The following is a 23,067-nucleotide window of genomic DNA, read 5'->3' as shown; positions in this document are numbered from 1 at the left end:
ATTTTTAGACGATGGGCAGCGATGACCCGGAGGCTACGTGACAGTCAGTGTATCGCGGGATTATCAATTGCCACAATCAATTATTAATAAAACTTTGTTTTTAGAGTGATATATTTTATCACTCGGCTTTAAATTCTTATTTTTGTATTCAAATTTATAGAGACTTATGAAGATAGCGCTTATCGGTTATGGCAAGATGGGAAAAACCATTGAAAAAATAGCCATCGCAAGAGGACACGAAATAACAGTACGCATAGACAAGGACAATCAGGATGACTTCGAATCGCCGGAATTTGCCTCGTCGGATGTAGCAATAGAGTTCACCACTCCCGCCACTGCTTACAACAACTATCTGCGCGCGTTCAGCCACGGTGTGCCTGTCGTATCGGGAAGCACAGGCTGGCTTGCCGACATGCCTGAAGTTAAGAAAATCTGTGACCGTGGTGAGGCGACTTTCTTCTGGACATCCAACTTTTCACTTGGTGTCAACATATTTTTCGCCCTTAACCGCTATCTTGCATCAATGATGGAGGGATTTCCCCAATACCGTCCGTCGATGACAGAGATTCACCACATCCACAAGCTCGACCACCCCAGCGGAACAGCAATCACCCTTGCCGAAGGCATAATGGCAAAAGATGACGCTGTCAAAGGATGGTCGGAAGCGGAAAACGCAGGCGACGACACGCTACGCATCACGGCGCTGCGCGAAGGTGAAGTGCCCGGAACCCACATCATCAGCTGGGAAAGCGACGTGGACTCTGTGACTATCGAACACAAGGCAAAGTCAAGGGAAGGCTTCGCCCTCGGTGCTGTGGTAGCCGCCGAATGGTCGGCGGGAAAGAAAGGCTTCCTTACAATGGACGAGATGATGCACTCGCTTGTACATAAATCCTCACTGCTTGACATCGTAAAATAATGCAACAGACAAGAACCGACAACACGAAACCGACATTTGCCGACGACTTCCGCCGCCGCTTAAAAGAGACCAAGGTCACACGCTGGATACGTTTCACGATAGTCGCACTAATTTTCATAGCGTGGGTGGCTTGGCTCGGAAGCTGGTGGGTGCTCATATTCCTGCTACTTCTGTTTGACATCTATATCACCGGCTATATACCCCTTACCTGGTGGAAAAAGAGCAAAAACAAGACGGTCAAAAGCGTGATGAGCTGGGTAGACGCCATCGTCTATGCGCTCGTGCTCGTATATTTTGTGTTCACCTTTGTAGGACAGAACTACCAGATACCCTCCTCGTCGCTTGAGAAGTCGCTGCTTGTCGGCGATTACCTTTGGGTAAACAAGATGGCTTACGGACCGCGTGTCCCGATGACTCCTGTCCACTTCCCGCTTGTGCAGAACACATTCCCCATCATCAACACAAAAAGCTACACCGACTTCCCTCAATGGAAATACAAGCGACTGAAGGGACTCGGCAATGTGGAGCGCGGCGACATAGTGGTGTTCAACTTCCCCGCCGGCGACACCGTGACCACCAAGGTCACCAACCCCGACTACTACACGCTTGTCGCCATGCTCGGACGCTTTGCCGTGCATAACAACAAGGAGCAGTTTGGCGACGTGATATACCGTCCTGTCGACAGGCGCGAGAACTATGTAAAACGCGCGGTAGGATTGCCGGGCGAACGCATAAAGATTGTCGACGGCGTAATCTATATCAACGGAGAGCGGCAGCCGCAGCCGGAAAATGTACAGTTCAACTATTTCTACCAGTTGCGCGACGGAGCGTTCACAGAAAAAGACTGGGACGACCTCGGCATAAGCGTAGCCGACCGCAATATCGTGCCGGTCGACCGCAACGACGTGCAGAGCGTGGTAGCTAACGGCTTTGCAGTCAATCCCGACGGCTCGGTGCCGCCCATCTACGCCTCGCCGCTCACTCCGGCGATGATTGAGCGGCTCAAAGCCGACAGCCGCGTGACTCACATTATGCAGGTGCCCGCGACCGAGCAGGTGCCGCTCTTTCCGGCAGGCATCTCCGACGGATGGACACGTGCCGACTACGGCGAACTGTGGATACCCGAGAAAGGCGCGACAATCAAGCTCACGCCTGAAGCCTGGGCCACCTACAACCGCTGCATACGCAATTACGAAGGTCACAACGACGCCTATATCGACGGGACCGGAACAGTATATATCGACGGAAAACCGGCAGAGACCTACACCTTTGAAATGGACTACTATTTCATGATGGGCGACAACCGTGACAACTCAGCCGACTCACGTTACTGGGGCTTTGTGCCCGAGGACCATATTGTGGGCAAGCCGTGGAAGGTGCTGATTTCATTTGACAAAGACAAGAGCCTGTTTAACGGCGGTATCAGATGGAACCGCGTGTTTAAGAACGCCAATCCCGACAAATGACCGTAATCTCTCCGCTCACCCTATATCCGGAAAAGACACTTGTGTTGCCGCCGGCCTACTGCGGCAGCATACACCGATATGCAGCCATAGCAATGTTCGGGTCGGCTGTCACCGACCTGTCGCTGCGCTTCAACAAGCGCGACAAGGAGTGTCACCGATGTGTCATCGAAGGCTCCAACGGCATCCAGCGGCTTACAGTCCCGCTGGAAAAGCCGCAGGAATGGCACAGCACACGCCTTCAGGATGTGCGCGTCTCCACCCACGGGAAATGGTGGCATGTACATTGGGAGGCAATATGCTCGGCTTATGGACGCACACCCTTTTTCGAGTATTACGCCGATGACCTTGCGCCCGCATTTTCCGGAGAAATCGAATTTCTCGCCGAACTTGACAGCAAAATAGACTGTTTCTGCCGGGAAGCCCTCGGACTGCCTGCCGACAATGGAAAAATCATCGGCACAGCCACCCGTCAGATGCCTGCCACTCATGATGTAGAGTATTACCAGATATGGGCGCAGCGATTCGGATTCACACCCGGACTTAGTGTGCTCGACCTCATATTCAACATGGGCACCGAGTCACCGCTCGTATTGCAGGCAATGGCACAGCCACGCTGACACGGCGGCGCCACGACCCGGAAAAATCCTATCGGCGTGAAGTCCCGATAAGCGCGAGGTATCTGCCAGGCGCCGGGGCGGTAATGCGGAGAGGATATACATTGCCGTTTTCATCGGTCAGCGTTATCTCCTTTACCGGAGCGGAAGCCTCAATCATTATGCCGAGAGCCTGATTACGCTCGATATCGGCAGCTGAAGCCCGCAACATCACAGTCTCGCTTTCCTGCACATAAACCATGTCGAAGTCGAAGCCGAACCTGCCGGTCCAGAAATCGCCATAGTCATGGAAATTATAGAGTCCTGACTTTGAAAGGTCCATCATGTCGACAAGCATTTTCTGCGCCTCCATCTTCCACTTGCGATTAGGATGTATAAGGATTATAGATGAAAAGTGATTGCCTTTATGCTTTTCAAATATCTCATGCCAGATGGCGGGCTTTTCCTGCCAGTTGTCTTCCGTCATCTTGTCTTTGGTAAACACGTCGGAGAAATGAAGCGGCATCTGCAACACGTCGGTGAGCTCACCCACCCAGTCATTGCTCTTGCGGGTAAAATAAGGCGTCGCACACATCACATCGCCGGCAGTGTAGCATGACGCGAAATTATATTGCCCCATCGTAAGGGCTTCCGGCATGTGCTTGTTCACGCATAGATGACCTGAACGGAAAGCCCTCACCGGGATTCCGAGGTCGCGCTCAAGAATATCCTTTGACATAACTATCTCTGCCCAGGTCGAGCCTCCTGAAGTAACGCCCGTGGTCTCGTCATGGTCGGCGGTGAGCGCATATTCTTCTTCGGTGGTGACCGTCAGCGGAAAGCGGTCAGTCTTGCTGAAATCGGGGAAATGCCCTATCGAATGGCTGCCGATGGTGTGACCCTGCGCCATAAGCTCCTTTGTAAATCCTATATTGGTGTCATTATAGAATTGTGACAGATAGCCCTTGTCGCGATAATAATGCACGGTCAGGAAATAGTGTCCGTTAAGACCGAGACTATGCTCATAATCACCCATGTGGTGCATCTCCTCATATGCCGTGCTGGAATCGCAGTCGTGGGTCGGCACGAGCACTGCGTCATAACCGTCGGGCACGGTGTATTTCCAAGCCGACACAGGATGAGCGGCGACATAAACAGCGCGAAGGAACAAAGAATATATGTCGGCTCCGGGCACAAACACATTGGACGACTGATGGGAGTCGTCATCCTTGTTGAGCTGCGGACGCTGGATGACATCGCGCCACCTCAAGCCGAGTGTGTAGACCGCCCCTTCGCCAAACCGGTTTTTAACCACAGCCGTAGTGCCGTCCTCATATCCGGCAAGCACGACAGCGTCTTCACCCGCCACATATTCAGTAACATTTATATAGCGGTTACAGATATTCACCTCACGCTCCTCCGGCTCGTCAAAGTAGACAAGCTCGGGATGCTCCTCCTCGGTCCACACCAGAAAAGAATGGTTTTTCCGGTGAGCCTTGACCTCACTCACCCCGAAAAGTGCCTTAGTGGCTGCATCGACGCTTGAATCAAGCGCAGGCGCCACAAGCACACCTCCGGCACCCACCCAACGGGCAAGCGCCTCAATCTCTCCGGCTGTAAATGTGGGCTTCGTACCACCTTTCACCCTTGATGAAAACAGTATCATGTCGGCACACGCGAGCGCCTCTTCAAGATTGTCGGTCGTAACAGCCGGCATACCGGCAATTTCAGCCATATACTCGGCAGAGTATAGATTACGGCTGTTCTCGTAACCCGCCTCTGTCTCAAGATTGCGCTGATTCATGTCCAGGACAGCCACTTTCTTTACCATCTCGTCAGGAAACTCAACCTGGCCGCCCGGCTCGGGCTGAGCCACGGCATTATGCCACACTTTCTTAACCGTCGCCACGGGATGACCACCGATAAGGAAGCCCTCACCGTCACTGACCACAGCGGCATCAGCCAACGGCGCGACCGTACCGTCAACAAACTCGGCTACAAACTCGCCACGCACACCACTCCACGCAGCGGCTACTATCACGGCAAAAGAGAGTACTCGCTTCATTTCTTATAAAATTTAATTACAGTCGAACCTGCCGACAAAAGATAATATCCCGGAGAAAGAGCTGACACATCGACAGTCACCTTGTCACGCCCCTTGGCATCACTGCTGACAATGACCCGCCCATCAAGGGAAAGCACGGAAACAGTGCCGAGCGGCGCGACACCGGTCACGGTGACAGAACCACCGGCTCCGCCATCCTCAAACAGGACTGTCGCCTTGTCAAGAGCCACGTCGACCGGGAGCCCGGTCGCCACAAGCATCTCAAACCCGAGGCTCTTCACCCCTTCGACAGCACCGCCGTCGGCAAGCACAATTGAAAAGTTATCGGCCCCGTCGTCAGCCACAAGATAATCCACAGCTTCAAGCGCAATGACCTCCCCACGGTCAGTCACAGCCTGCCACACGGCTTCGGAGCCGCAAAGACTTTTACCCCCCCCACGAGCGCGAGGGCAAGCAAGAACAGATGTTTCATGTCGATTAGTTTATCTATATAGGCAAAGATACTAATAATTATTGAGTTAACCAAGGAAACATGAACAAAATCCGCCCCATTCAAGTTAAATATTATACAAAATCACAAACCCCGCCAAATGAATACAACCGACTATTTTAACCGGATGGCAGAAAAATGGGACGACATGTTCAGAGTCGACCCCGGAGTCATCAACCACATACTCGATAAAGCAGAGATAAAACCCGACAACATAATCCTTGACTGCGGCACCGGGACAGGCATCCTCCTGCCATATTACGCAGAACGCCTTACCGGCAACGGCTGGGTCGACGCATATGACATATCCACAGGAATGCTCAACAAAGCCCATGAGAAATATGCTTCCGCCGGCAAAGCGAGATTCATACTCGGCGACATCGAGCGCGACACACTTTTCGGCGCTTACGACCGCATAGTGATGTTCTGCATGCTGCCCCATCTTAACGACCCCGTAGCCACAGTCGCAAAACTTGTCGACAACAACCTCATGCCCGACGGCAAACTGCTCATAGCATTTTCATGCAGCAAAGAGAAGATAAACAGCTGCCACCGCGACATCACCGGAATGCTCCGCAGCCACTTTCTCGACTCCGCCGAGGAACTCGCCACGAGACTACGCGAGACGGGACTGACAACCGACTACACCGAGGACAACGACAGCTGCTACATCATACGCATAACCAACCGGTAGGGCAATATATGCCAAAGCAGAAGACAAAGACGCCAACAAGAGTCTTTGCAGTTACTCCTTTTATTTATATATTTGCAGTTCAACTATTAGCCGACAAAAGAGCATAAAGCGACGTCAACAACACAACTATTTATCATGAGCAACAGAGCCTTCATAATATCCTGCCTGCTGACCGCGGCGACATACACGCAAGCCCAGAAAGTGGAGCCGATAAAATATGGCAACTTCGAGAACTGGGTGACACGCAACATCCCCGAATCAAAAATCATAGGGGGAAACACCCGGCAGGTCTACGAGATAGCCCCGAATGCGGTCATAAACAGCACCGAGGCATATCACAACATGGGCGGCTCGCCGTGGGCGACATCCAATGTCGTGGCAAACGTGATGGGAATCGTCAAGGCAAGCAACACGGTGTTTCCCGACAAAAACCCTGCGGGAGGACGCTGCTGCAAGCTCTGCACCATGATAGAGGAGGTAAAAGTGCTCGGCATGGTCAACCTGAAAGTGCTCGTCGCAGGCTCAATCTATCTCGGCTACAACATCGAGCCGATACGCAACACCTCAAGCCCATATTCAAAAATGGAGATGGGCATACCTTTCACCGGTCGCCCGAAGGCGCTCCGCTACGACTATAGACTCGAGATACCGAAGGGCGTACAACGCATACGCGCCACCGGCACATCGTCGAAGCCCCTTCCGGGAGCCGACAACGCCGAGGTCTACATACTTCTGCAACGCCGGTGGGAAGACGCCGACGGCAACATCTACGCAAAGCGCGTCGGCACAGGCAGGGAGCGTTATTCCAGATCGACATCGGGCTGGGTCTCACGCCACGACCTGCCGGTATATTACGGTGACATGTCAACCCACAAGGATTACAAAGACTACATGGGGCTGATTCCGGCATCGCGCAGCTATTACGCCAAAAACTCGAAAGGGAAGATGGTCCCGGTCAAAGAAGTGGGCTGGGACAGCCCCGACGCCACCCCGACACACTTGCTCGTGATGGCATCGTCGGGATGTGGAGTCGCCTACGAGGGCACACCCGGCATGACGCTCTGGATTGACAACATCGAGCTTGTCTATTGACAAAAAGCCATAATCAACCCTTAAAAAAACTCACAATAGAGAGTTATAGCCCATTTTTATTGAGTTGTATTTGTGATATTAAAGGAAAAAAGAGTTATATTTGCACCTTGAAAATTTAGACACTAAAAAATTTCATAACTTTAATATCATTATTAACAACACATGCAAAGCAAAGGTACTACCGGAAGTGTAATCTCCGGTGTAATAGCAATCTTCTTGGTGCTCGTGTGTCTGTTCTACCTCTCGTTCAGCTGGGTAACCTCACGCTATGAGAAGAAGGCGGAAACTTATGCACTGGTTGTCGCTAACGGCGATGCCAATGGAGAAGCCTACAAGAAGGCCTACAAAAACTACATCGATTCAATCGGTAAAGAGGAAGTTTATCCCGTATTCGGCTATACGTTCAATCAAGTACAAAAGATGGGCGTAGGCTTGGGTCTTGACCTGAAGGGTGGTATGAACGTGATTCTTCAGGTGTCAGTGCCCGACATCCTCCGTTCAATCGCCAATGCCGAAGACAACAAGACATTCAACCGCGTGCTCGCCGCCACTGACTCAGTGGTGAAAAAGACCAAGACCAGCGACTACGTGGCAGCTTTCTTCAAAGAATATAAGCGCATTGACCCGACAGCCGACATGGCAGTCGTGTTCAAGAACGTCGCAAAGCGCGGTGAGTCGGCCGACCAGGTTGAAAACACCGTAAAGCAGGAAGTGAAGGACCGTGTGTCAAGCTCTACCAATGTGCTCCGCAACCGTATCGACCAGTTCGGTGTCGTTGCCCCCAACATCCAGGAGCTTGAAAAGGACGGTCAGATTCTTCTTGAGCTTCCGGGCGTTAAGGAGCATGACCGTGTGCGCGAGCTGCTCAAGGCTTCGGCAAACCTCGAATTTTACGAGACCTACACCCTTGACGAAATCCAGAATCAGCTCATGTCACTCGAGACCGCTCTCCGCAGCGACTCAGCCGGCGTGGCAAAGACCTTCCTCGGCAACTTCGACGGTCAGGGCTACTCAGGCACCCCCATCGTAGGTATGGCTACACAGGCTCACCGCGAAATCATCGACTCGATTCTCGGCACCGCCACCGCAGCCCGCATACTCCCCTCCAACCTCAAGCTCCGCTGGGAGGTTAAGCCTCAGGAAGTGCAGTACACCGATACCGCAACCAACGCAACCCGCAAGGCAGAGCTGTTTACGCTTATCGCGCTGAAGTCAAACAACGGCAAGCCCGCTCTCGGCGGTGACGTCGTAGTGTCGGCATCAAGCGACTTCGAGACCATGCAGGGCAACTATGTTTCAATGAACATGAACAGCGAAGGCGCGAAGGCATGGGCACGCGTGACTCAGAACAACCTCGGCAAGCCCGTCGCAATCGTGCTTGACGACCATGTATACTCTTATCCGCGCATCAACTCTGTAATCGAGGGCGGTCGCTCACAGATCACCGGTAACTTCTCGGTTGAAGATGCGAAGGACCTTGCCAACGTGCTCAAGTCAGGTAAGATGGCGGCAAAGGTTGACATCATCAGCGACACCGTGATTGGTCCGTCGCTCGGAAAGCAGGCAATCCATGACGGATTCATGTCATTCATCATCGCCCTTGTGCTCCTGATGATTTTCATGATGCTTTTCTACGGCGTAATCCCCGGACTTATCGCCAACATCGGTCTTGTATGCAACCTCTTCTTCACGATGGGTATCCTCGCCTCTTTCCAGGCTGTGCTCACCCTTTCAGGTATCGCCGGTATCGTGCTTGCGCTCGGTATGGCGGTTGACGCCAACGTGCTTATCTTCGAGCGCGCCAAGGAAGAGCTCCGCGCAGGCAAGAACATCCGCCAGGCTATCGCCGACGGTTACAGCAATGCCTTCTCGGCAATCTTTGACTCTAACCTTACCTCAATCATCACAGCGGTAATCCTTCTCCTTTACGGAACAGGCCCCATCAAGGGATTTGCAACCACCCTTATCATCGGTATCGTCTGCTCGTTCTTTACGGCAGTGTTCCTTACCCGTCTGGTATTCGTGGCATTTGGCAACACAGCTCCCTTCAAGCGCCTTACCTTCACCACTCCGCTGTCACGCAACATGCTCAACGACACCAAGTTCAACTTCCTTGGCGCACGCAAGATATCGTTCATCATATGCGGCATCTTCGTTGCAATCGTTGTTGTATCGCTCTTTGCACGCGGAATGAACCAGGGTATCGACTTCTCCGGAGGACGCAACTACATCGTGCAGTTTGACCATCCTGTAAAGACTGCCGAACTCCAGCAGAAACTTGCCCCGATGTTCCCCAACTCTTCACTCTCTGTCATCACCATCGACAACGACACCAAGGTGCGTATCTCCACCAACTACAAGATTAACGAGGAGACCGACGGCGTTGACGCTGAAATCACTGAAATCCTTTACAAGGGTCTCAGCAGCGAGCTTGGCGGAATGTCACTCACCGACTTCTCTACCACCAACGAGAACATAGGTATACAGAGCTCACAGAAAGTGGGTCCGACTATTGCAGCCGACATGAAGAAAGACGCCTATATAGCCGTAATCCTCTCGCTCATCGCCATGTTCCTCTACATTCTGATCCGTTTCCACAACGTAGCGTTCTCGGTAGGCGCACTCGCAGCCGTAGCGTTCACTGCGTTCACAATCATCGGCTTCTACTCACTCTTCTGGGGTGTGCTGCCCTTCTCGATGGAAATCGACCAGTCGTTTATCGCGGCAATACTTACCGTAATCGGTTACCAGATTAACGATACGGTGGTGGTATTTGACCGTGTGCGCGAAAACATGCAGCTTTATCCGAAGCAGGATTTCTTCACCACCATCAACAATTCAATGAACAGCACATTGGGTCGTACAATCATGACCTCATGCTCTACCCTCCTTGTGCTTCTCTGTATCTTCATCCTCGGTGGCGATTCAATCCGCAGCTTCACCTTCGCAATGCTCTTCGGCGTAATCACCGGTACACTCGCGACCATCTATGTCGCAGCTCCCGTAGCTTACCTGACCGACCGTCGCCGCAACGCAAAGAAAGCATAATCCCAACCTTTACTATAACCGGGCAGGCTATCCACCAGGGTAGCCTGCTTTTTTATTGTCAATTATAAGGCATTGCTTTGCAAGATTGGGCACCGGGCGCAATGCATATATTTTGGTATCCCGGGCAGGGGATAGATTGTGAGTCCGCATGGTTGGTATTTCGGGCGAGCTTCCACTCGCCCCTACACTGCATGTATATGCCAACACAACACCCCCTGCAAATGTCAACACATCACCGCATGCAAACCTCATCGCGTAGCTGTAGGGGCGAGTGGAAGCTCGCCCGAAACACTCACAATGCATCCATTCCCACGCCGGCGACACAACTATACCACCACAGGACGATACGCGGGCGAGCTTCCACTCGCCCCTACACTGCATGTATATGCCAACACATCACCCCCTGCAAATGACAACACATCACCGCATGCAAATTACCGCATGCAAACCTCATCGCGTAGCTGTAGGGGCGAGTGGAAGCTCGCCCGAAACACACACAATGCATCCATTCCCACGCCGGCGACAAAACAATACCACCACAGGACAATACGCGGGCGGGCTTCCACTCGCCCCTACACTGCATGTATATGCCAACACAACACCCCCCTGCAAATGCCAACACATCACCGCATGCAAATTACCGCATGCAAACCTCATCGCGTAGCTGTAGGGGCGAGTGGAAGCTCGCCCGAAACACACACAATGAATCCATTCCCTCGCCGGCGACACAACAATACCACCACAGGACGATACGCGGGCGAGATTCCACTCGCCCCTACACTGCATGTATATGCCAACACATCACCCCCTGCAAATTACCGCATGCAAACCCCATCGCGTAGCTGTAGGGGCGAGTGGAAGCTCGCCCGAAACACACACAATCCATCCATTCCCACGCCGGCGACACAACAATACCACCACAGGACGATACGCGGGCGAGCTTCCACTCGCCCCTACACTGCATGTATATGCCAATACAACACCCCCTGCAAATGCCAACACATCACCGCATGCAAATTACCGCATGCAAACACCATCGCGTAGCTGTAGGGGCGAGTGGAAGCTCGCCCGAAACACACACAATGCATCCATTCCCACACCGGCGACACAACTATACCACCACAGGACGATACGCGGGCGAGCTTCCACTCGCCCCTACATTGCATGTATATGCCAACACACCCCCCTGCAAATGCCAACACATCACCGCATGCAAATTACCGCATGCAAACCACATCGCCCCTACATTGCCTCTGTGTGGTGATGTCACGCAAGAGTGTATTACAGCTGCGCGGTGAATCGCAAGCGATTGTCGTGTTTATCGCGGTTGCGGGGCGAGGCGCTTCAGGATTTCGGTGACGTAGGGAGTCGGCTGTATCGAGTCGGCTTGACGCAGATAGCGCAGCGCCTGCGCGGTGTCGCCCTTCAAGTCATAGTAATTTCCAAGTACAAGCAGAGTCTTGTAGTTGCCCGGGTGATATTCAAGCAGCCGCTTGTAAGTGGCAATGCCGTCGGTGTCGTTGCCCTCAAGCATGTAGCCGGTGGCGAGGTTGGAGAGATATTCGGCATTGTCAGGTGCGCCGGAAAGCATTATGCGGCTGTAGCGTATTATCTCCGGGGCATTGCGCCTGAACATATAATAGCTCAACAGCTGCTTCTCGATGCTGCGTGTGAGCCAGGGCTGACGCTCCTTGACGAGCAACAGGAAGTTTTCGTAGAGCGAATTATGCCCCATCGCAAAGCTCACTTGCTGCACCCCTCTCAGCACGTCGCCCATCGGTATCAGATTGGCCTGCGCGCGCTCAAGCAGCGACATCTGATAGTCGGGCAGCTTGCGCATACCCGCCACTGCTATGGCCCGGGCATATGTGTCAACAACCTTCGCGCTGTCTTCCAGCATAATCTCATACATGGCAGCGGCGTTTGCCCACTCCTGGTATTTGAAAAAACGCTGCGCCTTTGCAGCCGTCGCCTCATAATCACGCGTTCCCGCGACACTGACGCCACACGACATGCCCCCAATCACGAGGCACAACAAAACATTACGAATGGAAAATGACAAATTAGACATCTCTTTAATTTGTTTTTATTATCTTTGCTAAACTAAAAAACAATATAAATATACAATTTATCGAGATGAGAACAAAATATAAGCGCATATTATTGAAATTGAGCGGCGAATCGCTTATGGGCGAGCAGGGTTACGGAATCGATACCAAACGCCTTAACCAGTATGCCGAGCAGATACACGAAGTAGCGGCATCGGGCGTCGAAGTGGCAATCGTAATCGGCGGCGGCAACATATTCCGTGGACTCTCGGGCGCGTCAAAAGGCTTTGACCGCGTGAAAGGCGACCAGATGGGCATGCTTGCTACTGTAATCAATTCGCTTGCGCTTAGCTCGGCACTCGAAGCCGCCGGACAGCCGGCAAAGGTGTTTACCGCAATCAACATGTTTCCCATCGGTGAACACTACAGCAAGTGGCGCGCCATCGAGGCGATGCAGGGCGGTGCCGTGGCAATAATCTCGGGCGGCACAGGCAACCCGTTCTTCACGACCGACACCGGTTCGGCTCTGCGAGGCATCGAGGTCGAAGCCGAAGTGATGATGAAAGGCACCCGCGTCGACGGAATCTACACAGCCGACCCGGAAAAGGACCCGACCGCGACAAAGTTTGCCGAAATCACCTATGATGAAGTCTACAACCGCGGACTAAAGGTCATGGACCTTACTGCCACCGCGCTTTGCAAGGAAAACAAACTCCCGATAATAGTTTTTGACATGGACACCCCCGGTAATCTTAAAAAGGTGCTTGAAGGTGAACCAATCGGTACTCTCGTTTATTAATTACACTAAAATAACTGAAATCATGACTGACGTAAAGACTTATCTTGACCCCGCTGAGGAGAAGATGGAGATGGCAGTAGCCTATCTTGACGAATCGCTCGCCCACATCCGCGCCGGCAAGGCAAACCCCAAAATCCTTGATGGCATCCGTGTCGAATATTACGGCAGCGCAGTGCCTGTTGGCAATGTGGCAAACGTAAGTGTGCCCGATGCACGCACAATCACCATCACCCCCTGGGAAAAAGCCATGTTCAAGGAAATCGAGAAGGCAATCATCAATTCAGAACTTGGCATCACTCCCGAAAACAACGGCGAGGTGATACGCCTCTCTATCCCCCCGCTTACCGAAGACCGCCGCAAGGCTCTCGTAAAGCAGTCGAAGGGCGAGGCTGAAAATGCCAAGGTATCAGTAAGAAACGCGCGCCGCGACGCTATCGACGGGCTGAAGAAGGCTGTCAAGCAGGGCATGCCTGAAGATGTCGAGAAAGACGCTGAAGCACAGGTGCAGAAACTTCACGACAAGTACCTGAAGAAAATCGACGACCTTTTCGCAGCAAAAGAGAAGGAGATACTTACCGTATAATAACGATATACCGGAAATGGAAATAGGCGACAAATTACCACAACTGCTCGGATATGACGCCAACGGAAATGAAGTCAAGGCGTCAGACTTCGCCGGCAAGCCGCTCATCGTGTATTTCTACCCGAAGGACAATACTCCGGGTTGCACTGCCGAGGCGTGTTCGCTGCGCGACGGTTATGCCGAGCTGCGCGATCTCGGCTACGAGATTATCGGCATAAGCAAGGACTCGGCTGCGAGCCATGCCAAATTTGCAGAAAAACATTCTCTTCCGTTCACTCTTCTGAGCGACCCGGAAGGAGCCGTCAACAGCGAGTTTGGCGTGTGGCAGTTGAAAAAGATGTGTGGAAGGGAATATATGGGCACGGTTCGCACGACGTTTGTCACCGATGCCGACCATAACATAACCCACGTCATCAAGAAAGTCGACACCAAAAACGCCGCTTCCCAGCTGCTCGGTATCGTAAAATAAACGAATCTTAACCACCAATTACAATAAAGATGCAGAAAGTCAAGCCTAAAAAAGCTCTCGGTCAACACTTTCTGACCGACCTGTCGATAGCCGGACGCATAGCTGCCACGCTCGACGGGTTCAAGGGAGAGCCGGTACTGGAGATAGGCCCCGGCATGGGGGTGCTCACCCGCTTTCTCCTTGATGAAGGACATGACGTGAAAGTGGTGGAAATCGACACGGAAAGTGTCGAGTATCTTACCGCCAATTTCCCCGACTTGAAAGGCAGGATTATCGAAGGCGACTTCCTGAAGATGGATCTTGCCGACGTTATGGGCGGCAAGCCTTTCTGCGTCATCGGTAATTATCCCTACAACATATCCTCGCAGATATTTTTCAAGGTTCTCGACTACCGCGACCTGATTCCCTGCTGCTCCGGAATGTTGCAGAAAGAGGTGGCGGAGAGGCTCGCCGCCTCCCCGGGCTCAAAAGTCTACGGCATCCTTAGCGTGCTTCTGCAGGCATGGTATGACGTGGAATATCTGTTCACCGTCGATGAACATGTCTTCAACCCGCCGCCAAAGGTCAAGTCGGGCGTAATACGCTGCACTCGCAACGGCGTTACCGACCTCGGCTGCGACGAGAAGCTATTCAAGACAATCGTAAAGACCACGTTCGGACAGCGCCGCAAGACCTTGCGCAACTCCATCCGCGGGCTTTTGCCCCCCGGTGCCGCCTTGGGCGACGACCCGGTGTGGGGAGCGCGTCCCGAACAGCTGAGTGTCGCTCAGTTCATCGACCTTACCAATCGTGTCGCCGCCATGCGCGACGCCGCAACCAATGATTAATGAAAGAATATACACCCGAATATCTTGACTTCCTCCGCGACATCATAACGCGCCACGACGAAGAGGCGGCGCGCAAGGAGCTGACAGCGCTCCACCCTGCCGACATCGCGGAGCTATATCAGGACCTGGACATCGACGAGGCGGAATTTCTCTTCCGCCTCCTTGACGACCAGACCGCAGCCGATGTCTTGATGGAGCTTGACGAGGATGACCGCCACAAGCTCCTGAGCGCGATGTCGAGCGAAGACATAGCGCGCCAGGTCATCGACCATCTCGACACCGACGACGCCGTCGACATCATCCAGGAACTCGACGAGGAGGACAGGGATGAAATCCTGTCACATATAGACAACGTGGAGCAGGCAGGCGACATCATTGACCTGCTGAAATATGACGAGGACACAGCCGGCGGTCTTATGGGCACGGAGATGATTGTCGTCAACGAGAATTGGAGCATGCCGCAGTGTGTCCAGGAGATGCGCCGTCAGGCAGAGGACCTTGACGAGATATACTACGTGTATGTGGTCGACAATGACTATCGCCTGCGCGGAGTGTTCCCGCTGAAAAAGATGATCACCCATCCTTCAGTGTCAAAGATAAAACACGTGATGGAGGTCGACCCCGTCTCGGTCAAGACCGACACTCCTGTCGACGAGCTTACTCTCGACTTCGAGAAATATGACCTTGTAGCGATGCCGGTTGTCGACTCGATAGGCAGGCTTGTGGGTCAGATTACCGTCGATGATGTAATGGACGAGGCGCGCGAGCAGAGCGAACGTGACTATCAGCTCGCATCAGGTCTTTCCGGTGACGTTGAAAGCGACGACACCCTCTTCAACCAGACCAAGGCACGCCTGCCGTGGCTCCTGATAGGAATACTCGGCGGTATCGGCAACTCGCTTATCCTCGGTCACTTTGAGTCGGGATTTGCGGTCAATCCGGCCATGGCTCTGTTCATACCGCTTATCGGCGGTACGGGAGGAAACGTCGGCATCCAGTCGTCGGCAATCATCGTGCAGGGACTCGCCAACGGCTCGCTCGACGTGAGCGGCTCGGCAAAGCAGCTGTTCAAGGAACTCGGAGTCGGACTCCTCAACGCGTGCATAATCTCGCTACTGGTCTTTGTCTACAACGTGTTTGCTCTCGGACCCGCCCAGGTAACCACCATAGCCGTGTCACTGTCACTGTTTGCCGTGGTAGTGTTTGCGTCTATATTCGGCACATTTGTCCCCTTGACCCTGGAGCGGTTCAAGATTGACCCTGCGCTTGCCACAGGCCCGTTCATCTCCATCACCAACGATATCATAGGCATGGTGATATACATGTCAATCAGTTCGGCGCTCCTGTCGGCGATGACACCCGGCATGTGACGCAGCCTCGGCGGCAATCATTTTTGGCGCGGTTTTTGTTATACTACTAATTATCAATTAAAAAATATTTGAAGATATGGAACAGATTAAGCCAGGCAAATATGTCGAAATGATATATGACCTCTATGTTAAAGATAACGATGGCGAGCAGCTCGTGCATCAGGTCGACCCGGAAAACCCCGAACGCATCGTGTTTGGCGTGACCCGCGGAGTCATAGCGCCCCTCGAAAAAGCGCTTGACGGACTCGCTGCCGGAGAGGAGTTTGACGTAAATGTGGCGGCAGCCGAAGCTTTCGGAATGCCCGACCCCGAGCAGATAGTGCAGCTTGACAAGAGCGTATTTGAAATCGACGGCAAGTTTGACGCCGAACATATCAAGACCGGCGCCGACATCCCCATGATGACAGCCGACGGTTTCCGCCTCAACGGCAAGGTGCTTGCCGTGACCGACGACAAGGTAGAAATGGATTTCAACCATCCGCTCGCTGGCAAGGACGTGCGCTTCAAGGGCAAGGTAGTCACTGTGCGCGACGCTACACCTGAAGAGCTACAGCCCGCCCACGGATGCGGTTGCGGATGTGACCACGACCACTGCGGCGACGGCGCGTGTGGCGACCACGGATGTGGCGACGGATGCGGATGCCACTAATGCATTAGAAAAAAATAACGGAATCAAGGCTCCGGTTGCGTGACTGCGCGACCGGAGCCTTTTCATTATTTCTCTTCACGCAACGAGAAGCCGTATTAACCGATTTTAACATAGCAATACTTGTATTTCGCCCATTTTGTGTTGTATATTTGCAACACAATAAACCACAAAAAGGCAAAATACTATGAAGACCCACACATTCTCGCCTCAACGCGACTCCGACTTCCTCCACGAGTGCATGAACCATCCTGCATGGCAGCGAAACCGCGACCGTGCAGCAATCGAGACGGCAGTCACCGCACGCGCCCCGCGCTACTACGTCGATGTCGACTACGCCTACCGAAGGGTACTTGACATGCGAAATCATGGTAAAATACCAACACGCAGAATGTCACAGCGGCTCTGGACAGAAATCTTTGACAAAGTCGCCGCAAAGGTCGCCATCAATCCCCGCATGACAATCCTTGACGCAGTAGTCGCCGTCATCACTGAAGAAAAAGCGTCGGCATTTTTCATCTCTCCGCAATATGCCGTGAAAATAGTGCGCGGCTACAATCGCCGCCGCAAATCAAACCTCTGACACATCATTCATCGCCATAAACCAGCCACTATTATGAACTACCTGACAATCCACATTTCAATCTCAGTCGAGGCAGTCGCGAAAGAGATATATGCCACAGCCGCACTCCGTCACTCTATCGCCCCTGTCGATTCTCCCGTCCCGGAACTCCTGACACCGGGACACCGCAATGCGCTCATCCCCGTCATCCGCGCCTCTTTTCTCCGTGTAGCCCTTGACGCCGTAGGCTCCATCGAGTCGATACACCCCGGCGAAGACACAGAAATGCTCATGCCGCTATCGGTAAGAGTGCCGGCTACAACCACCGACGGTGCCGCCGCGACCATGCGTCACGCTGTCGAGCGCGCCATAGCCTCGGCAACACTCCTTACATGTTACGCCGGAATCGATCCCGGTGCCGCTTCCGAATTTGCAATCCACCTCAACCGCGACCTTGACACCATCCGCCTCCTCATGCCGCCGGCAATCACCCCGCCGCGTATCACCCCCTCTTCATGAATCACAAACGGGCAAATCATTTGCAGTTACCAACATAAACCACTATATTTGTGCAAACCGGTCACCGGAGTCGACAGTCTTTACGGGGGGAGCAATCCCCTCACACAAGTGTTTAACCATTAAATTTTATAAGTCATGATGTTCATACTTGTATTTATTGTATTCGGACTGTCAACTCTTTCTGACATGTGTGACGGTCGCCCTTTGAAATAAGGGACAAGAGGGAGGGCTTTCAACAGTCTTCCCTCTCTAATCAACAAAGGGACTTTCCATGCAAAATCTATCAGTCACTGTTTTGGATAATCGGTGGAAGTTGAGTAATTTTGTGAAAATACCATAATAACCAATACACAAGCTATGTCAACAAAACCTGAAATCAACCGCGAGGAGGCTCAGAAATGGGTCGACAGCCGCGCGTGGGCAAATGGCTGGGACGCCATTGCCGACAAGTCGATAGACGCAGTAGAGTTTGCCACACAGTATGAGCTCAACAAGCCTTTGTGGGACAAGCTTTTCAAATATCTCGCCGAAACTGACCCGAAGACCCTTCAGCCGGGCAAAATAGTGCTTGAAGAAGGACGCCTTTGGATCAACGTGCTTGAATACACCCCCAAGTGTGCGGCCGAGACAAAAACCGAATCACACAAGGACTTCATCGACCTCCAGTACACCTACGAAGGCAATGAGGTCATGGGACTTGCCCACAAGGTGACCCCCGTGACCGACTATGACCCGGTGAAGGACCGCACATTCTACGCCATCGAGGGTGATGTCGACTACACTCCCGCCACCCCCGACCGCTTCTTCCTCTACTTCCCCGCCGACATGCACCAGCCGTCGGTCAAGGGAGAGGGCGACGCCGTGACAAGCCGCAAGCTCGTCGGCAAGATTGAATATGCGAAGTAAGCGGCGACCTACCGCTTACCGATGCCGGCTATAAATACGGGGTATGATGAAATATTTCCGCCCCGTATTTGTTATATAAGATAATAACCAAAATTCAAGATTATGAATGAAAACCATAAATCAGGATTTGTCAACATCGTGGGCAATCCCAATGTAGGCAAATCCACGCTTATGAACGACCTTGTGGGCGAGCGCATAAGCATCATAACCTCCAAAGCCCAGACCACGCGCCATCGCATAACCGGCATCGTGAACACCGACGAATATCAGATTGTATTTTCCGACACCCCCGGTGTGCTGAAGCCCAACTATAAGATGCAGGAGGCGATGAGAGAGTTCTCGGAAGGGGCGCTCACCGACGCCGACGTGCTGCTTTACGTGACCGACGTGGTGGAGGATCCCACTAAAAACGCCGATTTTCTTGCCAAGGTGGCAAAGGAGAAAGTGCCTGTGCTGCTTGTCATCAACAAGGTAGACCTGCTCAAGGGCAATGAAGAACTTGAAAAGATTGTGGGCCGATGGAATGAGCTGCTTCCCAATGCCGAAGTGTTTCCCACCTCGGCAAAGCTCGGATTTAATGTAGACACCCTCATGCACCGCATCATCGAACTGCTCCCGGTAGCGCCTCCCTACTTCGGCAAGGACGCGCTCACCGACAAGCCGGCGCGCTTCTTCGTCACCGAGATAATACGCGAGAAACTGCTCACCAACCTTGACAAGGAAGTGCCCTATTCGGTAGAGGTGGTTGTGGAGAAATTTGAGGAAAAGGATGACAGCATCCACATCATGACCGTCATCTATGTCGAGCGTGACTCCCAGAAAGGCATCATAATAGGCAAGGGAGGCTCGATGCTGAAAAGGATCGGCACAGAGGCACGAAAGGACATCGAGAAATTTTTTGACAAGCATGTCTATCTCGAACTCTTTGTCAAGGTCGAGAAAGACTGGCGCAACCGCGAAAACAAGCTGCGCTCATTTGGCTATATCGAATAGTCAGCGGCGTCTTTCGTAGTCCACAAAACAATATGTCACACCACTGCGTGGGTCGGTGAATGGAGCTGACTGCTCTTTCACTACCCACGTTTTTTCATCCACTGGGGGCATGAAAGTGTCGGCATCGGCGACTTCCGCATCTATCAGGGTAAGACGCAGTAAACCGGCAAGAGGAAATGCCTGACTATATATCTCGCCGCCGCCTATCACCATTGCTTCCGCGCTGTTGGCGACAAGTTCCAGCGCCTCTTCGAGGGAGGAGGCTGTCTCCACTCCGGGAGCGCGGTAAGAGCTGTTGCGGGTAATCACGATATTGCGTCGTCCGGGCAACGCGCCGTTGGGAAATGACTCAAAAGTCTTGCGCCCCATAATCACCGGCTTGCCCAGGGTTATCGCCTTAAACCGGCGCAGATCGTCACTGATGTGAAAAAGCAGGTCGCCCTTGCGCCCTATCGCCCCGTTGCGGGCGACAGCGGCAATAATAGTAATCTGCGGCGTCATACGGCTACTGTGGCTTTGATGTGAGGATGCGGGTCATAGCCTTCAAGAGTGAAGTCTTCATAACGGAAATCAAATATCGACTTCACGTCGGGATTAAGCTTCATCACCGGGAGCTTTCTCGGCTCGCGTGTAAGCTGCAGGTCGACCTGCTCCATGTGATTGCTATAGATATGTGCGTCGCCGAGAGTATGCACGAAGTCACCGGGCTTCAGTCCGGTGACCTGAGCCACCATGAGCAGCAGCAAGGCGTAGGACGCGATGTTAAACGGCACACCGAGGAAAATATCGGCGGAGCGCTGATAAAGCTGAAGGCTCAGCTTGCCGCCCGCCACATAAAACTGGAAAAACGCATGACAGGGCGGTAGCTTCATGTCGGGAAGGTCGGCGACATTCCAGGCGCTCACAATAATACGTCGCGACTCGGGATTATGCTTAATCGTCTCGATCGCCTCTGTAATCTGGTCGATGTGACCGCCGTTGTAATCTTTCCACTTGCGCCACTGGTAGCCGTAGATAGGACCGAGATCGCCGTCGGCGTCAGCCCATTCATTCCAGATTCTCACCCCGTTGTCCTGGAGATACTTCACATTGGTGTCGCCCTGCAAAAACCACAGCAGCTCGTGGATGATTGACTTCAGGTGGAGTTTCTTGGTGGTAAGGAGTGGAAATCCGTCCTCCATGTTGAAGCGCATCTGATAGCCAAACACGCTGTGTATTCCGGTGCCTGTGCGGTCACCCTTATCGGCGCCATTCTCTTTCACATAGCGCAACAGGTCAAGATATTGTTTCATATTTCAGTCATTTTTTTCATTTGTAACATGGTCGGAAACCCTCTGGACAGGCACATTAGCCGACGCGCTCGGGGCGGTCACCTTCGGCGGCAACAGCCGCTGCATAAGAGGAAACGACAGCTGCTTGCGGGTAGGCCGGTAAAATATGGCATCGTCGGGACACACGTCGATACAGTCAAAGCAGTTGACGCAGCGGGAACCGTCGACCACATGGTCGGAAAGATTTATACATGAAGCCTTGCAAGCATATTCACACTTGCGGCAGTTGGTACACAAATCAGTGTCTATATCTATGTGCCACACCGAGCGCGCCGAGGCGACCCCGAGCACAGTGCCGACGGGACACAGGCTGTTGCAGAATGTGCGCCCGAAAAACCACGCCGGAATGCTTATCCCGATGACAGTGACAACCGACAGCAAGACAGCAAACAAGGATGCCTCTACATGACCTACATAATACATGTCCCACCATCCGGTAGCGTTACCGAGAGCCGCAAGCTGATTGTTGAGCCAGCCCCAGCCGGGTTTCAGCACGTTTATGACAAAGCGGCTGTATTGGGTATAAGGCTCCAGAATCGCGGGGATGACGGCTATCCCGGCGACAATGCTCACCGCAAACACCCCGAGAGAGACGTAGCGCCAGCGCGTAAGCGCCGGAGAGTAGCGGTAGTCGCGCGCCGCCCCTCTGCGGGTAAGACGACCGGCATGTCCAACGATATCAAGCCATGTCCCGACAGGACACACAGTCGAGCAATATACACGCCCGAAAAGCAGCGAGGCAAGCAGCCAGAACACCACCACGACCAAAGAGATTCCTGTGGCTACGGGAAACACCTGCACTCGCGACACCCAGCCGAGCGGGCGGAGAAATAGTTCACTGTATTCAACCCAAAGCAGCGTCACCATCACGAAGATGGCGACGGAGATGACTATGCGCCACCGTCTCAATCCCGTCCTTGATGCTGCCCTTCCGCTCATATTCAACAAAATTACAAAAATCCACGAATAAAATTTCAATCAATATCTTATTATTAGTAATTTTGCGAAACCAACCCTCAAAAATCGGCTGATACACAGTCATGAAGTGTTGTCTTATGATTTTTGAAGAGTTTTAGCTTGCATCCGGCGGCTGTCGCCAGTCAGAATAATAATGAAAGTCAAGAAATGACGTGACAGCGCAGGGATTGCCTGACATTGAGTTATTTAAATTTAAAATATTCATAGCAAATGGATTTATTTGACAAAATCAGCGCCGACATCAAGTCGGCAATGCTCGCCAAGGACCGCGTGAGGCTTGAGACTCTCCGCGGTGTCAAAAAAGAATTTCTGGAAGCAAAGACAGCTCCCGGAGCCGATGGCGTGCTATCCGACGATGCAGCGATGAAAATCCTCGTCAAGATGGTAAAGCAGCGCAAGGAAAGTGCTGAAATATATAATTCACAAAACCGCGCCGACCTCGCCGGTGACGAGACCGCACAGGCGGCAATCATCGAGGAATATCTGCCCAAGCAGCTGACTGAGGAAGAGCTGACCGAGGAGCTGCGCAAGATTATAGCACAGACCGGTGCCACTTCGGCAAAAGAGATGGGAAAGGTAATGGGAGTCGCATCGAAGGCTCTCGCCGGACGTGCCGACGGTCGCGCCATCTCGGCAAAGGTCAAGGAACTACTCGCTTAAAAAAACAAC

23 protein-coding genes are annotated in these 23,067 nt (G+C 52.8%); 17 read left to right on the top strand and 6 right to left on the bottom strand.

The window, feature by feature from the left end:
• Window positions 1–166: 166 nt before the first annotated feature.
• From E4T81_RS08345 to E4T81_RS08335, 3 genes are read left to right on the top strand one after another with little or no spacing between them, the layout of a single operon-like run.
• Complete coding sequence (locus E4T81_RS08345; RefSeq protein ID WP_135043347.1) at window positions 167–919, top strand: 4-hydroxy-tetrahydrodipicolinate reductase; 753 nt, start codon at window positions 167–169, stop codon at window positions 917–919.
• Complete coding sequence (gene lepB / locus E4T81_RS08340; RefSeq protein ID WP_135043344.1) at window positions 919–2,385, top strand: signal peptidase I; 1,467 nt, start codon at window positions 919–921, stop codon at window positions 2,383–2,385. Before E4T81_RS08345 ends, lepB begins: the two co-directional genes overlap by 1 nt.
• On the top strand, window positions 2,382–3,002 hold the full coding sequence (locus tag E4T81_RS08335) for a WbqC family protein (RefSeq protein ID WP_135043341.1): 621 nt from the start codon (window positions 2,382–2,384) through the stop codon (window positions 3,000–3,002). Before lepB ends, E4T81_RS08335 begins: the two co-directional genes overlap by 4 nt.
• A gap of 28 nt (window positions 3,003–3,030) precedes the next feature.
• On the opposite strand, the gene E4T81_RS08330 is transcribed toward E4T81_RS08335, so the two are convergent.
• Both E4T81_RS08330 and E4T81_RS08325 read right to left on the bottom strand, forming a co-directional pair.
• On the bottom strand, window positions 3,031–5,043 hold the full coding sequence (locus E4T81_RS08330) for a hypothetical protein (protein ID WP_135043338.1): 2,013 nt from the start codon (window positions 5,041–5,043) through the stop codon (window positions 3,031–3,033).
• Entirely contained in the window at window positions 5,040–5,435 is a 396-nt protein-coding gene (locus E4T81_RS08325) for a T9SS type A sorting domain-containing protein (RefSeq protein WP_135043336.1), read from the bottom strand. Before E4T81_RS08325 ends, E4T81_RS08330 begins: the two co-directional genes overlap by 4 nt.
• Before the next feature lie 198 nt (window positions 5,436–5,633).
• Between E4T81_RS08325 and E4T81_RS08320 the strand changes: the two genes are divergently transcribed.
• The 3 genes from E4T81_RS08320 to secD all read left to right on the top strand — a co-directional run bounded on the left by E4T81_RS08320 (window position 5,634) and on the right by secD (window position 10,367).
• On the top strand, window positions 5,634–6,227 hold the full coding sequence (locus E4T81_RS08320; protein ID WP_135043333.1) for a class I SAM-dependent methyltransferase: 594 nt from the start codon (window positions 5,634–5,636) through the stop codon (window positions 6,225–6,227).
• A 135-nt stretch (window positions 6,228–6,362) separates the two neighbouring features.
• The gene (locus E4T81_RS08315) at window positions 6,363–7,319 is read left to right on the top strand and encodes a PCMD domain-containing protein (RefSeq protein ID WP_135043330.1); all 957 of its coding nucleotides are present in this window, start codon (window positions 6,363–6,365) and stop codon (window positions 7,317–7,319) included.
• Window positions 7,320–7,481: 162 nt separating this feature from the next.
• On the top strand, window positions 7,482–10,367 hold the full coding sequence (gene secD, locus E4T81_RS08310; protein WP_135043327.1) for a protein translocase subunit SecD: 2,886 nt from the start codon (window positions 7,482–7,484) through the stop codon (window positions 10,365–10,367).
• A gap of 1,318 nt (window positions 10,368–11,685) precedes the next feature.
• On the opposite strand, the gene E4T81_RS08305 is transcribed toward secD, so the two are convergent.
• Window positions 11,686–12,438 carry a lipopolysaccharide assembly protein LapB gene (locus E4T81_RS08305; RefSeq protein WP_135043325.1) on the bottom strand — a complete coding sequence of 251 codons (753 nt, stop codon included), beginning with the start codon at window positions 12,436–12,438 and terminating at the stop codon, window positions 11,686–11,688.
• Window positions 12,439–12,503: 65 nt separating this feature from the next.
• Here E4T81_RS08305 and pyrH point away from each other — a divergent pair, with 65 nt between their 5' ends.
• The 10 genes from pyrH (at window position 12,504) to era (ending at window position 20,089) form a co-directional block, all read left to right on the top strand.
• Entirely contained in the window at window positions 12,504–13,214 is a 711-nt protein-coding gene (gene pyrH / locus E4T81_RS08300; protein WP_135043322.1) for a UMP kinase, read from the top strand.
• Window positions 13,215–13,236: 22 nt separating this feature from the next.
• A complete protein-coding gene (gene frr, locus E4T81_RS08295) occupies window positions 13,237–13,797 on the top strand; it encodes a ribosome recycling factor (RefSeq protein WP_135043318.1) in 561 nt (186 codons plus the stop codon).
• 16 nt (window positions 13,798–13,813) lie between these two features.
• Window positions 13,814–14,266 (top strand): thioredoxin-dependent thiol peroxidase, encoded by a 453-nt coding sequence (gene bcp / locus E4T81_RS08290; protein ID WP_135043315.1) that lies wholly within the window; start codon window positions 13,814–13,816, stop codon window positions 14,264–14,266.
• Window positions 14,267–14,295: 29 nt separating this feature from the next.
• Window positions 14,296–15,093, top strand: coding sequence for a 16S rRNA (adenine(1518)-N(6)/adenine(1519)-N(6))-dimethyltransferase RsmA (gene rsmA / locus E4T81_RS08285; protein ID WP_135043312.1), 798 nt, complete (start codon window positions 14,296–14,298; stop codon window positions 15,091–15,093).
• The gene (mgtE, locus tag E4T81_RS08280; RefSeq protein WP_135043309.1) at window positions 15,093–16,463 is read left to right on the top strand and encodes a magnesium transporter; all 1,371 of its coding nucleotides are present in this window, start codon (window positions 15,093–15,095) and stop codon (window positions 16,461–16,463) included. The genes rsmA and mgtE overlap by 1 nt, the downstream gene beginning before the upstream one ends.
• A gap of 76 nt (window positions 16,464–16,539) precedes the next feature.
• Complete coding sequence (locus E4T81_RS08275) at window positions 16,540–17,112, top strand: peptidylprolyl isomerase (protein WP_135043307.1); 573 nt, start codon at window positions 16,540–16,542, stop codon at window positions 17,110–17,112.
• Window positions 17,113–17,296: 184 nt separating this feature from the next.
• Entirely contained in the window at window positions 17,297–17,692 is a 396-nt protein-coding gene (locus E4T81_RS08270; protein WP_135043304.1) for a hypothetical protein, read from the top strand.
• A 33-nt stretch (window positions 17,693–17,725) separates the two neighbouring features.
• On the top strand, window positions 17,726–18,190 hold the full coding sequence (locus E4T81_RS08265) for a hypothetical protein (RefSeq protein ID WP_135043301.1): 465 nt from the start codon (window positions 17,726–17,728) through the stop codon (window positions 18,188–18,190).
• Window positions 18,191–18,547: 357 nt separating this feature from the next.
• On the top strand, window positions 18,548–19,096 hold the full coding sequence (locus E4T81_RS08260) for a YhcH/YjgK/YiaL family protein (protein WP_135043298.1): 549 nt from the start codon (window positions 18,548–18,550) through the stop codon (window positions 19,094–19,096).
• A gap of 102 nt (window positions 19,097–19,198) precedes the next feature.
• Window positions 19,199–20,089: a GTPase Era gene (gene era / locus E4T81_RS08255; RefSeq protein WP_135043296.1), complete on the top strand. Its 891-nt coding sequence runs from the start codon at window positions 19,199–19,201 to the stop codon at window positions 20,087–20,089.
• Here era and E4T81_RS08250 read toward each other — a convergent pair whose 3' ends face one another.
• Genes E4T81_RS08250 through E4T81_RS08240 form a run of 3 tightly spaced genes read right to left on the bottom strand, consistent with a single transcriptional unit; the run spans window position 20,090 to window position 22,359 of the window.
• Window positions 20,090–20,590: a dihydrofolate reductase gene (locus tag E4T81_RS08250; RefSeq protein ID WP_135043293.1), complete on the bottom strand. Its 501-nt coding sequence runs from the start codon at window positions 20,588–20,590 to the stop codon at window positions 20,090–20,092.
• Window positions 20,587–21,381 (bottom strand): thymidylate synthase, encoded by a 795-nt coding sequence (locus E4T81_RS08245; RefSeq protein WP_135043291.1) that lies wholly within the window; start codon window positions 21,379–21,381, stop codon window positions 20,587–20,589. Before E4T81_RS08245 ends, E4T81_RS08250 begins: the two co-directional genes overlap by 4 nt.
• Before the next feature lie 3 nt (window positions 21,382–21,384).
• Window positions 21,385–22,359, bottom strand: coding sequence for a 4Fe-4S binding protein (locus tag E4T81_RS08240; RefSeq protein ID WP_135043288.1), 975 nt, complete (start codon window positions 22,357–22,359; stop codon window positions 21,385–21,387).
• 249 nt (window positions 22,360–22,608) lie between these two features.
• Between E4T81_RS08240 and E4T81_RS08235 the strand changes: the two genes are divergently transcribed.
• Window positions 22,609–23,058: a GatB/YqeY domain-containing protein gene (locus E4T81_RS08235; protein ID WP_135043286.1), complete on the top strand. Its 450-nt coding sequence runs from the start codon at window positions 22,609–22,611 to the stop codon at window positions 23,056–23,058.
• Window positions 23,059–23,067 lie beyond the last annotated feature (9 nt).

Source organism: Barnesiella sp. WM24 (genome assembly GCF_004570975.1).
Classification (GTDB): Bacteria; Bacteroidota; Bacteroidia; order Bacteroidales; family Muribaculaceae; genus Muribaculum.
Note: the sequence above shows the minus strand (reverse complement) of the source record. Positions and strands in the feature narration are given on the sequence as shown.

Bases quoted from the DNA above. Each gene is read 5' to 3' on its own strand.
- E4T81_RS08345 (WP_135043347.1), top strand. From the start codon at position 167: ATGAAGATAGCGCTTATCGGTTATGGCAAGATGGGAAAAACCATTGAA.
- lepB (WP_135043344.1), top strand. From the start codon at position 919: ATGCAACAGACAAGAACCGACAACACGAAACCGACATTTGCCGACGAC.
- E4T81_RS08335 (WP_135043341.1), top strand. From the start codon at position 2,382: ATGACCGTAATCTCTCCGCTCACCCTATATCCGGAAAAGACACTTGTG.
- E4T81_RS08330 (WP_135043338.1), bottom strand. From the start codon at position 5,043: ATGAAGCGAGTACTCTCTTTTGCCGTGATAGTAGCCGCTGCGTGGAGT.
- E4T81_RS08320 (WP_135043333.1), top strand. From the start codon at position 5,634: ATGAATACAACCGACTATTTTAACCGGATGGCAGAAAAATGGGACGAC.
- E4T81_RS08315 (WP_135043330.1), top strand. From the start codon at position 6,363: ATGAGCAACAGAGCCTTCATAATATCCTGCCTGCTGACCGCGGCGACA.
- secD (WP_135043327.1), top strand. From the start codon at position 7,482: ATGCAAAGCAAAGGTACTACCGGAAGTGTAATCTCCGGTGTAATAGCA.
- E4T81_RS08305 (WP_135043325.1), bottom strand. From the start codon at position 12,438: ATGTCTAATTTGTCATTTTCCATTCGTAATGTTTTGTTGTGCCTCGTG.
- pyrH (WP_135043322.1), top strand. From the start codon at position 12,504: ATGAGAACAAAATATAAGCGCATATTATTGAAATTGAGCGGCGAATCG.
- frr (WP_135043318.1), top strand. From the start codon at position 13,237: ATGACTGACGTAAAGACTTATCTTGACCCCGCTGAGGAGAAGATGGAG.
- bcp (WP_135043315.1), top strand. From the start codon at position 13,814: ATGGAAATAGGCGACAAATTACCACAACTGCTCGGATATGACGCCAAC.
- rsmA (WP_135043312.1), top strand. From the start codon at position 14,296: ATGCAGAAAGTCAAGCCTAAAAAAGCTCTCGGTCAACACTTTCTGACC.
- mgtE (WP_135043309.1), top strand. From the start codon at position 15,093: ATGAAAGAATATACACCCGAATATCTTGACTTCCTCCGCGACATCATA.
- E4T81_RS08275 (WP_135043307.1), top strand. From the start codon at position 16,540: ATGGAACAGATTAAGCCAGGCAAATATGTCGAAATGATATATGACCTC.
- E4T81_RS08270 (WP_135043304.1), top strand. From the start codon at position 17,297: ATGAAGACCCACACATTCTCGCCTCAACGCGACTCCGACTTCCTCCAC.
- E4T81_RS08265 (WP_135043301.1), top strand. From the start codon at position 17,726: ATGAACTACCTGACAATCCACATTTCAATCTCAGTCGAGGCAGTCGCG.
- E4T81_RS08260 (WP_135043298.1), top strand. From the start codon at position 18,548: ATGTCAACAAAACCTGAAATCAACCGCGAGGAGGCTCAGAAATGGGTC.
- era (WP_135043296.1), top strand. From the start codon at position 19,199: ATGAATGAAAACCATAAATCAGGATTTGTCAACATCGTGGGCAATCCC.
- E4T81_RS08250 (WP_135043293.1), bottom strand. From the start codon at position 20,590: ATGACGCCGCAGATTACTATTATTGCCGCTGTCGCCCGCAACGGGGCG.
- E4T81_RS08245 (WP_135043291.1), bottom strand. From the start codon at position 21,381: ATGAAACAATATCTTGACCTGTTGCGCTATGTGAAAGAGAATGGCGCC.
- E4T81_RS08240 (WP_135043288.1), bottom strand. From the start codon at position 22,359: ATGAGCGGAAGGGCAGCATCAAGGACGGGATTGAGACGGTGGCGCATA.
- E4T81_RS08235 (WP_135043286.1), top strand. From the start codon at position 22,609: ATGGATTTATTTGACAAAATCAGCGCCGACATCAAGTCGGCAATGCTC.